Origin of the sequence: Pseudomonas entomophila (assembly GCF_013523125.1) — a bacterium.
GTDB lineage: Bacteria > Pseudomonadota > Gammaproteobacteria > Pseudomonadales > Pseudomonadaceae > Aquipseudomonas > Aquipseudomonas entomophila_B.
The window spans coordinates 48,939-60,175 of sequence record NZ_JAAMQJ010000029.1; the positions used below are offsets into that span (position 1 = coordinate 48,939).

The window sequence follows — 11,237 nt, forward strand, 5'->3', positions numbered from 1 at the left end:
GCCAGCGGCGAAGTGTGTCAGTGTCGCAATAGCCGCAGGCCGTTGAAGACCACCAGCAGGCTGACACCCATGTCGGCGAACACCGCCATCCACAGGGTCGACAGGCCGGCGAAGGTGATCGCCAGGAACACGGCCTTGATGCCCAGGGCCAGGGCCAGGTTCTGGGTCAGGATGCGCGCCGTTTGCCGCGACAAGGTGATGAAGGCAGGGATCTTGCGCAGATCATCGTCCATCAAGGCGACATCCGCCGTCTCGATTGCCGTGTCAGTGCCGGCCGCCGCCATGGCGAATCCGATGTCGGCCTGGGCCAAGGCCGGTGCATCGTTGATCCCGTCGCCGACCATGCCGACCCGCTGCCCTTGTCCGGCGTGACGCTCGATCAGGCGCAGCTTGTCCTCCGGCAGCAGGTTGCCTTCAGCCTCATCGATACCGACCTGCTCGGCGATCGCCTGGGCGGTATGAGGGTTGTCACCGGTCAGCATGAGTGTGCGCACGCCCAAGGCATGCAACTGCTCAATGGCCTTGCGGCTGCTGCTCTTCACCGTGTCCGCCACCGCGAACAGCGCCAATGGACCTGAAGGGTCGAGCAGCAGGACCACGGTCTTGCCCTGGCGCTCCAGCCGATCGAGTTCGGTTTCCAGCGCAGGCGAGCACAGACCCAGCTCTTCGACCAGGCGATGATTGCCCAAGTGGTACGTCTGTCCGCCGATTTCACCCCGCACGCCGCGGCCTGCCAGGGCCGTGAAGGCCTCGACCGGGTCATTGGCCAGCCCCTGGGCACGGCCCTGTTCAGCGATGGCGCGTGACACGGGGTGGTCGGAGCGCGCCGCCAGACTGGCGGCCAGGCCCTGGGCACGTGCTTCGAAGGTCGGTTGCAAGACCTGGAAGTCGGTCTGGACCGGACGCCCATGAGTCAGCGTGCCGGTTTTGTCGAGCGCCAGCACGCTGAGCTTGCGGCCTTCCTCGAGGTAGACACCGCCCTTGACCAGAATGCCCTTGCGTGCGGCAGCGGCCAGGCCGCTGACGATGGTCACCGGCGTGGAGATCACCAGCGCGCAGGGGCAGGCGACCACCAGCAGCACCAAGGCCCGGTAGACCCAGTCGAACCACGGCCCGCCCAGCAACAGCGGTGGCACCAGGGCCACCAGCAGGGCCACGGCGAAGACGATGGGGGTGTACAGCCGCGAGAAGCGGTCGACGAAGCGCTGGGTCGGTGCCTTGGCGCCCTGTGCCTGCTCCACGGCCTTGATGATGCGCGCCAGGGTCGACTCGCCCGCGGCGGCGGTCACGCGGTACTCCAGGGCCCCGGACTGGTTGATGGTGCCGGCGAAGACCTGGTCGCCGACGCCCTTCTCCACCGGCAGGCTCTCGCCGGTGATCGGTGCCTGGTCGACGGTCGATTGTCCGCTGACCACCTCGCCATCCAGGCCGATGCGCTCGCCGGGCTTCACGCGCACGGACGCGCCCAGCGCGACTTCACGCACGGGCACCTCGCGCCAGTCGCCTTGGGCCTGGCGTACCGTGGCCATGTCCGGGGTCAGTTGCATCAGCCCACCGATGGCGCGTCGTGCCCGGTCCAGCGAGCGGGCCTCGATCAGCTCGGCCAGGGTGAACAGCACCATCACCATGGCCGCCTCGGGCCACTGACCGATCAGCACGGCACCCGTCACGGCGATGCTCATCAGGGCGTTGATGTTCAGGTTGAGGTGACGCAGCGCGATCCAGCCCTTGCGATAGGTGCCCAGGCCACAACCCAGGATGGCGCCGAGCGCCAGCACGGCCACGACCCATTCCGGCGCCAGGGCGGTGAAATGCAGGATTTCGGCCGCCAGCGCGGCCGAGGCGGACAGCGCCAAGGGCCACCAGCGCGTGCGGGTCGGTGTGCCAAGGGCCGCGCTGTCGGCATCGTCGGCCAGCGGTTCGGCGTGCATGCCCAGGCTGGCGATGGCCTGCTGGATCTCGGCCGTATCGGCCAGGGTGTGGCGCACGCCCAACACGCGGTTGAGCAGGTTGAACTCCAGCTGTTCGATGCCCGGCAGGCGGCCCAACTGGTCCTGGATCAGCCCTTGTTCGGTAGGACAGTCCATGGCCTCGATGCGGAAGCGGCTTAGGCGTGCGTCGTCGCTGGCCTGGTCCGTCAATGTCACCTGCGTCGGAGCGGCCTGGGTGCCGCAGCAGGTGTGTTCGGCGGGCTCATGATCGTGATCGTGATCGTGATCGTGATCGTGATCGTGATCGTGATCGTGATCGGGCGAAGCATGCGCGTGTTTATGGTCGTGGCTGACAGGCTGGCCCATGGACAGATCCCCGAAGATGCGTATTGCCAAAGTGAACACCCTGTAGCCACTATAGGGTCAAGCATCTTCGAAGAGGTGAGCGATGAAGATTGGAGAACTGGCGGCGGCCACCAATTGCGCCGTCGAGACTATTCGCTACTACGAGCGCGAGCGCTTGCTGCCTGCGCCAGCGCGTAGCGAGGGCAATTACCGGGTATACACCCAGGCCCATGTCGAGCGGCTGACGTTCATCCGCAACTGTCGCACCCTGGACATGACCCTCGACGAGATCCGTAGCCTGCTGCGCTTGCGTGACAGCCCTGAAGACCAGTGCGCCAGCGTCAATGCGCTAATCGACGAGCACATCGAGCACGTGCAGGCGCGCATCGACGGGCTGATGGCCTTGCAGACGCAGTTGACCGATTTGCGCCAGCGCTGCCAGGCCCGGGAAGCGCAATGTTCGATCCTTCAGCGCCTGGAGGTGACGGGTGCGGTGACGGCGGTGGACGTCGAGCATTCGCACGTCGGGCGCAGTCACGAGCGTTAGGAATCGGGGGCAGACGTCTGGGGCGTGTGATCTGGCGCTATCGCAGGCGAGCGGGCTTCGCGCCCATGAGTAGCTGAGCTACGAAGGTCTGCATGACACAGGGAAACACATGAGCCACATATCCCTTCATTCCGCCTAGTCACCGCATGCCATAAGGATCTCCTTGGTTCAGCTGTCCATCCAAAGCCCTGGCAGCAGGCACCCAGTGATCATCCGCATCGCCAAATTCTGTAAAATCGGAAAGTGCGGTTCTAACACGGCCAGTCGTGACGTGAGAATGGAGCCATCAGGTAGTTAAGGATTGCTGGCATGTCACGTTTCAAGTCACCGCCGCCTCAGGCGATACCGGTCGAGTTCGATCATCACGAAGATTTCAACATCGCTCACCCTTCCACAGGCCTGGAATCCTGGGGATTGGTAAAGATTACCAGTCAGTTGTTAAAGCAGCTTGGTGGGGATATCTACCTCAGGGCAGGCAAGCACATCGGGCCCCACAAAGGCTTCGGTGTACGCCACATCTGGCAGGAGCGTGGGCATGACCTGATAAAGTGGGGCTACCCAACGGTCTATGACGTGCCGCGCTTTGTGTCCGACATCATCATGCATGGCACGAACATCGTCTGTGAGTTCGACTCGATGAAGGGGAATGAGCGCTTGATCGTGCTTCGGGGTCGCAAGGGTTGCGCAGTATTGGCGGCTTGGCCTATCGACAATGATCAGCTCTATTACAGCGTGGTGACGGCTTATCGTAATCGTGCGCCAAATGGAAAGGCTGTGGGCGTAATCGAGGGTTTTCAAATCCCAGAAACGCCAAAGGCGCCAGAAGGCGCCCTTGACTGAAGAAGATACGCGGGAGGGTAGTCGCAGCGCTTGCTTAGCTAACCCTGAAGGGCTGGGTCACATGCCAACAGACCTGAGTCTGTTGCCGCTACCACACGGATGGCGTCTCCGTGCAATCCACACTCCAGATCCAATGTCGCCTGATGATCTTGGAGCCCTGCTCTTATTTCCCGCACATCCACTATAGCGCCACGATCTGCGTTATACAAGGTGGTTGGCGCCTGATCGACAGGTCAGCACTCCACCGAATCGCACTATCAGACCGCCATGGGCGCCGTCATGGGCGCATGGTGCTCATACCCTTCCAGCCGGAAATCGCTCGGCTCGATCCGCTCCAGCCACTCCGGCGCATAGATGCCCGTGTCCGCGAAGGCCGGCACGCGCTCGTCGATCACCAGCCGCGGCGCCGCGAGCGGCTCGCGCTTGAGCTGTTCGCCCAGCATGTCCAGGTGGTTCTCGTAGACGTGCGCGTCGCCGATGAAATAAGTGAACCAGCGCGGCGTGTAGCCCGTCAGCCGACCGAACAGCGACAGCAGCGCCGCGCCTTCGGTGAGGTTGAACGGCGTGCCGAGGCCCAGGTCGTTGGAGCGAATGTACAAGGTCAGGGAGATTTCCCGGGTCTCGACATTCGGGTGGAACTGGTACAGCAGGTGACACGGCGGCAGCGCCATCTCGTCGAGCTGGGCGCAGTTCCAGCCGTGGAACAGGATGCGCCGGCTGCCCGGATCGTTGACGATGGTGTCCAGGCACTGACGCACCTGGTCGATGGCCTTGTACAGCACCACGAACGCCTGTCCGTCTTCCTGGTCCTGGGCGATCTGGCGGAAGCCCTGCTGCTCGGCCAGGGCGATCGCCGCCGGGTTGCTCAGGGGAATGCGCTTGTAGCCCGGCCACTGGCGCCACTGTACGCCATAGATCTCGCCCAGGTCGTCATGCCCTTGGCGGAACGGGTTGGCCAGCCACTGGGCGTTCTCGTTGGCGTTCTGGTCCCAGACCTTGCAGCCCAGGTCGCGGAACTGTCCGGCGTCGCGCACGCCGCGCAAGAAGCCCACCATCTCACCGATCGCCGACTTGAAGGCCAGCTTGCGCGTGGTGATCGCCGGAAAGCCTTTCTGCAAGTCGAAGCGCAGCATGGCGCCGGGCAAGCTGATGGTGCGCACGCCGGTACGGTTCTGCTGCAGCGTGCCGTTCTCGATGACGTCACGCACCAGGTCTAGATACTGTTTCATGGCCTACCTGTAACGAAAACGGCAGGAGGATCGCTCCTGCCGTGGGAATCAAAGGGCGGGTTTCGCCGTCGGTGCACGATTATAAGCCCACCAGATCAAGCCCAGGCCACCAAGTATCATCGGCAGGCACAGCAACTGACCCATGGTCAGCCAGCCGAAGGCGATATAGCCCAGCTGGGCATCGGGCACGCGGACGAATTCGACGATGAAGCGGAAGAGACCGTAGAACAGCGCGAACATGCCCGAGACGGCCATGGTCGGACGTGGCTTGCGCGAGAACAGCCAGAGGATGACGAACAGCGCCACGCCTTCCAGGGCGAACTGATACAGCTGCGAGGGGTGACGTGGCAACTGCGCTGGGTCGCTGAACGGCGGGAAGACCATGGCCCAGGGCACGTCGGTCGGCTTGCCCCACAGCTCGGCGTTGATGAAGTTGCCGATGCGCCCGGCGCCCAGGCCGATCGGCACCAGCGGCGCAACGAAGTCCATCAGCTCGAAGAACGACTTGTTGTTGCGCTTGCCGAACCACAAGGCGGCCAGCATCACGCCGATGAAGCCGCCGTGGAACGACATGCCGCCCTTCCACACTTCGAAGATCAGCGTCGGCTGTGCCAGGTAGGCGGACAGGTCGTAGAACAGCACGTACCCCAGCCGCCCGCCGACGATCACGCCCATGGACAGCCAGAACACCAGGTCGGAGAGCTTTTCCCGACTCCAGGTCGGGTCGAAACGGTGCAAGCGTCGCGAGGCCAGCAGCCAGGCGCCGCCGATGCCGATCAGGTACATCAAGCCGTACCAGTGGATTTTCAGCGGCCCGATGGCGACGGCCACGGGGTCGATCTGCGGGTAAGGCAGCATGGTGGTTCCTCTTGGTTCAGAACAGGAAGCTGAGGCCGACGCTGAACAGCAGCGCGGCGAACAGGCGCTTGAGCAAGCGCGGTGAAAGCCTATGCGCCAGGCGGGCGCCGAAGCGGGCGAAGAACATGCTGGTCACGGCGATGCCGACCATCGCCGGCAGGTAGACGTAGCCCAGGCTGTGCGCGGGCAGACGCTCGTCGTGCCAGCCCAGCAGCATGAAACTGGCGGCGCTGGCCAGGGCGATCGGCAGCCCGCAGGCCGAGGAGGTCGCCACGGCCTGCTGCATGGACAGGCTGCGCCAGGTCAGGAAGGGCACGGTGAGCGAGCCGCCGCCGATCCCGAAGATCGCCGAGGCCCAGCCGACCACGCCACCGGCCGCTGCCAGGCCGACCTTGCCCGGGACCTCGCGGCGCGCCTTGGGCTTGAGGTCGAGGGCCATCTGCACGGCGACCAGCACCGCAAACACGCCGATGATCTTTTGCAGCGACGGCCCCTGGATCAGCGAGGCGGTCTTGGCCCCGAGCAAGGCGCCCGCGAGGATGCCCAGGGTCATCCAGGCGAAGATCGGCCAGCGCACCGCGCCTTTGCGGTGGTGCTCGAGGATGGCATTGATCGAGGTGAAGACGATGCTGGCCAGCGACGTGCCCACGGCCAGGTGGGTCAGGATCGACGGATCGACGCCTTGCAACGTGAAGCTGAAGACCAGCACCGGTACGATGATGATGCCGCCGCCCACGCCGAACAGACCGGCCAGCACGCCGGCACAGGCGCCCAACAGCAGGTAGAGTGCGAACTCCATGCAGCGTCCTCCAGAAAACCAGCCCGCATGGTAACGGAAGCTGGGCGCGAGGCCCTAGTGAACTCTGTCATGGCGCTGAAGGGCGCATCGGGCGCTGGTACAGTGGGGAACAACCTGGAGGTTCATCGATGTGCCTGATCGTCTTCGCCTGGCGTCCCGGCCATGCGCTACCGCTGATCGTGGCGGCCAACCGTGACGAGTTCTATCAACGCCCGACCCGCGCGCTGGGGCCCTGGCCGGAGGCACCCGGTGTGTATGCCGGGCGTGACCTGGAGGCCGGAGGCACCTGGCTGGGCGTAGGGCCCGAGGGACGCTTCGCTGCGCTGACCAATATCCGGCAACCTGGACAGCCGAGCGGTAGCCGATCGCGGGGTCACCTGGTCGCCGAATTTCTTCAAGGCGCCTTGGCGCCGCGCGATTATCTGGAGAGCGTCACGCGTGAAGTGAACGCGTACGCAGGCTTCAACCTGCTGGTCGGCGATGGCCGGACGCTGGGTTACCTGCATGCCCACGAGGGCATGCCGCGCCTGCTGGCGCCCGGCGTCTATGGGCTGTCGAACGCAGCGCTGGACACGCCCTGGCCCAAGCTGGTCAAGGCGCGACAGGCGTTGGCGCAGACGCTGGACACCCCCGAGCCCGAGCGGTTGCTGGCGCTGTTGGCAGACGAAACGCCCGTGCCTGACGCGGCACTGCCGGACACCGGCGTAGGGATGGCTACCGAGCGCTTGCTGTCCCCGGCCTTCATCGCCAGCCCCCACTACGGCACGCGCGCACGAACGGTGGTGATCGTCGATGCACAGGGACGAAGACACATGATCGAGCGAAGCCATGGCCCCCTGGGGACGGCACAGGGCGACGTCAGGCTGACGGTCTGAGCGGCGGCTCAGAGCGTCTTGTTCGCGCCGGGACCGATCATCCGCGCCAGGCCCAGGTTCTTCAGCGCCAGTTGCAGCGAACTGTGGATGACCTGCGGGTTGTCATGGGACATCGCTTCGCCGAGCATTTCGCGCGCCTTGCCCATGTCGATCTGGCGCAGCATCCATTTCACCTTGGGCAGGTTGGTGGCGTTCATCGACAGGCTGTCGAAGCCCATCGCCATCAGCAGCACCGCCGCCGCCGGATCGCCCGCCATTTCGCCGCAGATGCTCACCGGCTTGCCCTCGGCATGGGCATCGCGTACCACGTTCTGCAAGGCTTGCAGGACGGCCGGGTGCAGGTAGTCGTAGAGGTCGGCGACCCGTGGGTTGTTGCGGTCCACTGCCAGCAGGTACTGGGTCAGGTCGTTGGAACCGACCGACAGGAAGTCAACCTGGCGCGCCAGTTCGCGGGTCTGGTAGACCGCTGCCGGGATCTCGACCATGACACCGACCGGCGGCATGGGCACGTCGGTGCCTTCGTCGCGCACCTCGCCCCAGGCCCGGTGGATCAGGTGCAGGGCTTCCTCCAGCTCGTGGATGCCGGAAATCATCGGCAGCAGGATGCGCAGGTTGTTCAACCCCTCACTGGCCTTGAGCATGGCGCGCGCCTGCACCAGGAAGATCTCCGGGTGGTCGAGGGTCACGCGGATGCCGCGCCAGCCCAGGAACGGGTTGTCTTCCTTGATCGGGAAATACGACAGCGCCTTGTCGCCGCCGATGTCGAGGCTGCGCATGGTCACGGGGAGAGGATGGAAAGCCGCCAGCTGTTCACGGTAGATGGCCAGCTGCTCTTTTTCGCTGGGAAAGCGCTGGTTGATCATGAACGGCACTTCGGTGCGGTACAGCCCGACGCCCTCGGCGCCGCGTTGCTGGGCACGGGCGACGTCGGCGAGCAGGCCGGTGTTGACCCACAGCGGCATGCGGTGGCCGTCAGGCGTGATGCACGGCAGTTCGCGCAGCGCATCCAGGCCCTGGGCCAGCTGGCGCTCCTCCTCGACCACCTCGCCATACTGCTTGCGCAGCACCTCGCTGGGGTTGGTGAAGACCTCGCCCTTGTAGCCGTCGACGATCAACTCGATGCCGTCGACCTTGGAATACGGCAGATCCACCAGGCCCATGACGGTAGGGATGCCCATCGCCCGAGCCAGGATGGCCACGTGGGAGTTGCCCGACCCCAGCACCGAGACCAGACCGGCCAGCTTGCCTTCCGGCACTTCGCCGAGCATCGCCGGGGTCAGCTCCTCGCTGACCAGGATGGTGTTGTCGGCATACACCAGGGTCGACTGTCGCGCCTCCTGCAAATACGCCAGCAGCCGGCGGCCCAGGTCCTTGACGTCCGAGGCGCGCTCGCGCAGGTAGGCGTCGTCCATCAGTTCGAAGCGGTTGACGTGCTCGGTCACCACCTGGCGCAGCGCGCCCTGGGCCCATTGCCCGGTGCGGATGACCTGCACCACCTCGCCCCCGAGCGCGGCGTCTTCGAGCATCATCAGGTAGACGTCGAACAGCGCGCGCTCCTCGGGACGCAACTGCGTGGCCAGCTTGGCGGACAGGACACGCATGTCCTCGCGCACGCTTTCCAGGGCGGTGTTGAACAGCCGCAGCTCGGCGTCGACGTCGTCGACGGTCTTGTCGGGCACCACATCGAGGTCGGCCGGCGGCAGCATGACCACCGCGCGGCCGACCGCCGCACCGGGCGAACCGGGCACCCCGACGAAGCGCGCTTCCTGGATGCCCTTGCCCGGACGGCCGAGACCGCGGATCGAACCGGTGGCCTCGGCATGGGCGATGACCCCGGCGAGCTGCGCGCTCATGGTGACCAGGAAGGCTTCCTCGCCCTCGTCGAACTGACGGCGCTCCTTCTGCTGGATGACCACGACGCCGACGACCCGACGGTGGTGGATGATCGGTGCGCCGAGGAAGGACGCGAAACGTTCCTCGCCCGTCTCGGCGAAGTAGCGATAGCGCGGGTGGTCGGCCGCGTTCTCCAGGTTCAGCGGTTCTTCCCGCGTACCGACCAGACCGACCAGGCCCTCGTTGGGCGCCATGCTGACCTTGCCGATGGAGCGCTTGTTCAGGCCCTCGCTGGCCATCAGGACGAACCGGTTGCTTTCCGGGTCGAGCAGGTAGACCGAGCAGACCTGACTGCCCATGGCCTCCTTCACACGCAAGACAATGATCCCCAACGCCGTCTTGAGATCTTTGGCGGCGTTCACTTCCTGGACGATCTTGCGCAGCGTATTGAGCATGGCTCGGGGTCGAACTCCGTCGTCAGTCGCGCGTCAGAAGACGCGGTGCAAGCTCTTTGAGGGCGCGCCGGTACACCTCGCGCTTGAATGTCACCACCTGGCCCAGCGGGTACCAGTAGCTCACCCAGCGCCAGCCGTCGAACTCCGGCTTGCCGGTCAGGTCCATCCTGACGCGCTGCTCGTTGCTCACCAGGCGCAGCAGGAACCACTTCTGCTTCTGGCCGATGCACAAGGGCTGGCTGTGCGTGCGCACCAGTCGCTGGGGCAGACGATAACGCAACCAGCCACGTGTGCAGGCCAGTATTTCCACGTCCTGGCGTTCCAGGCCGACTTCTTCGTTGAGCTCTCGGTACAAGGCTTCTTCCGGCGTCTCTTCAGGGTTGATGCCACCCTGGGGAAACTGCCAGGCATCCTGGTTGATCCGTCGAGCCCATAACACCTGTCCGGCATCATTCGTGAGAATGATCCCGACATTGGGGCGGAAACCATCCGGGTCGATCACGGCAGCAACCTCGCAAACGCATGTCCAGGCATTGTTCCACAAAGCCTGCGAGCGCAGCAACGCGCCCGCCCGCTTATGTGCAGCGACCTGGAAACTCCGTATTCTGCGGGGTCTCACCCGAAGACGTTGCGAGCGACTGCGATGCGCCTGGCTTTATTCGACCTGGACAACACCCTTCTCGGTGGCGACAGCGACCATGCCTGGGGCGACTACCTCTGCGCCCGAGGCGTGCTCGACCCGGTCATCTACAAGCGCCGCAACGATGCGTTCTACCAGGATTACCTGGCCGGCACCCTCGACCTGCAGGCCTACCTGGCCTTTTCCCTGGAGATCCTCGCCGTGACCGAGCCGGCCACCTTGGCGCACTGGCACCAGGACTTCATGCGCGACTGCATCGAGCCGATCATCCTGCCCAAGGCCCTGGCGCTGCTGCAGCGGCACCGCGAGGCGGGCGACCAGTTGGTGATCATCACCGCGACCAACCGCTTCGTGACCGGCCCGATCGCCCGCCGCCTGGGCGTGCGTACGCTGCTGGCCACCGAATGCGAGCGCCGGGACGAACGCTTCACGGGCCGCAGTACCGATATACCGTGCTTCCGTGAAGGCAAGGTGACACGGCTCGAACGCTGGATGCTGGAGAACGGGCATGACCTGGAGGACAGCTACTTCTACAGCGATTCGATGAACGACCTTCCACTGCTGGCGCGGGTGACCCACCCGGTGGCGGTGGACCCGGATCCAGCATTGCGGGCGGAAGCCGAGCGGCGGGGTTGGGAGGTCATGTCGTTGAGGGGATGAGGCCGGCGTGTCGCGCTGACGGGTTCTGTGGGCCCTGCGGGCCCAATCGCGGGCAAGCCCGCTCCCACACCCGCCGTGGTGATGCAGCTCACAGTCCATGTGGGAGATTCTATGGTAATTGCCAAGCGCTCAAGCGGCTTTTGGACGATATTCCTCTCCGCTTCTGATCAGGGCAAAGACCACCCGAGCCAGCTTGCGGGCCAGCATGACCAGGACTTGAGTCTT

The 11,237-nt window shown here is 64.9% G+C and carries 10 protein-coding genes; 4 read left to right on the forward strand and 6 right to left on the reverse strand.

Translation table 11 applies throughout. The annotated features are described in order from the left end of the window. Positions 1-17: 17 nt before the first annotated feature. Positions 18-2,297: a heavy metal translocating P-type ATPase gene (locus G7007_RS15215; RefSeq protein ID WP_181102942.1), complete on the reverse strand. Its 2,280-nt coding sequence runs from the start codon at positions 2,295-2,297 to the stop codon at positions 18-20. An 82-nt stretch (positions 2,298-2,379) separates the two neighbouring features. Here G7007_RS15215 and cadR point away from each other — a divergent pair, with 82 nt between their 5' ends. Next, positions 2,380-2,823: a Cd(II)/Pb(II)-responsive transcriptional regulator gene (gene cadR / locus G7007_RS15220; protein ID WP_181102943.1), complete on the forward strand. Its 444-nt coding sequence runs from the start codon at positions 2,380-2,382 to the stop codon at positions 2,821-2,823. Positions 2,824-3,132: 309 nt separating this feature from the next. Further along, on the forward strand, positions 3,133-3,663 hold the full coding sequence (locus tag G7007_RS15225) for a hypothetical protein (RefSeq protein WP_181102945.1): 531 nt from the start codon (positions 3,133-3,135) through the stop codon (positions 3,661-3,663). 257 nt (positions 3,664-3,920) lie between these two features. Here G7007_RS15225 and G7007_RS15230 read toward each other — a convergent pair whose 3' ends face one another. The 3 genes from G7007_RS15230 to G7007_RS15240 are packed head-to-tail and all read right to left on the reverse strand — an operon-like array spanning position 3,921 to position 6,549. Next, entirely contained in the window at positions 3,921-4,892 is a 972-nt protein-coding gene (locus tag G7007_RS15230; protein ID WP_181102947.1) for a thymidylate synthase, read from the reverse strand. A 48-nt stretch (positions 4,893-4,940) separates the two neighbouring features. After that, positions 4,941-5,750: a prolipoprotein diacylglyceryl transferase gene (gene lgt, locus G7007_RS15235; protein ID WP_181102949.1), complete on the reverse strand. Its 810-nt coding sequence runs from the start codon at positions 5,748-5,750 to the stop codon at positions 4,941-4,943. A 16-nt stretch (positions 5,751-5,766) separates the two neighbouring features. Next, the gene (locus G7007_RS15240; protein ID WP_181102950.1) at positions 5,767-6,549 is read right to left on the reverse strand and encodes a sulfite exporter TauE/SafE family protein; all 783 of its coding nucleotides are present in this window, start codon (positions 6,547-6,549) and stop codon (positions 5,767-5,769) included. Between the two features lie 128 nt (positions 6,550-6,677). Here G7007_RS15240 and G7007_RS15245 point away from each other — a divergent pair, with 128 nt between their 5' ends. Then, complete coding sequence (locus tag G7007_RS15245) at positions 6,678-7,424, forward strand: NRDE family protein (protein WP_181102952.1); 747 nt, start codon at positions 6,678-6,680, stop codon at positions 7,422-7,424. A gap of 8 nt (positions 7,425-7,432) precedes the next feature. Here the strand turns inward: G7007_RS15245 and ptsP are convergent, their stop codons facing one another. Both ptsP and G7007_RS15255 read right to left on the reverse strand, forming a co-directional pair. Next, the gene (gene ptsP / locus G7007_RS15250; protein WP_181102954.1) at positions 7,433-9,712 is read right to left on the reverse strand and encodes a phosphoenolpyruvate--protein phosphotransferase; all 2,280 of its coding nucleotides are present in this window, start codon (positions 9,710-9,712) and stop codon (positions 7,433-7,435) included. Between the two features lie 22 nt (positions 9,713-9,734). Continuing rightward, positions 9,735-10,214 (reverse strand): RNA pyrophosphohydrolase, encoded by a 480-nt coding sequence (locus G7007_RS15255; RefSeq protein ID WP_060395339.1) that lies wholly within the window; start codon positions 10,212-10,214, stop codon positions 9,735-9,737. Between the two features lie 141 nt (positions 10,215-10,355). Between G7007_RS15255 and G7007_RS15260 the strand changes: the two genes are divergently transcribed. Further along, positions 10,356-11,012 (forward strand): histidinol-phosphatase, encoded by a 657-nt coding sequence (locus G7007_RS15260; RefSeq protein WP_181102956.1) that lies wholly within the window; start codon positions 10,356-10,358, stop codon positions 11,010-11,012. Positions 11,013-11,237 lie beyond the last annotated feature (225 nt).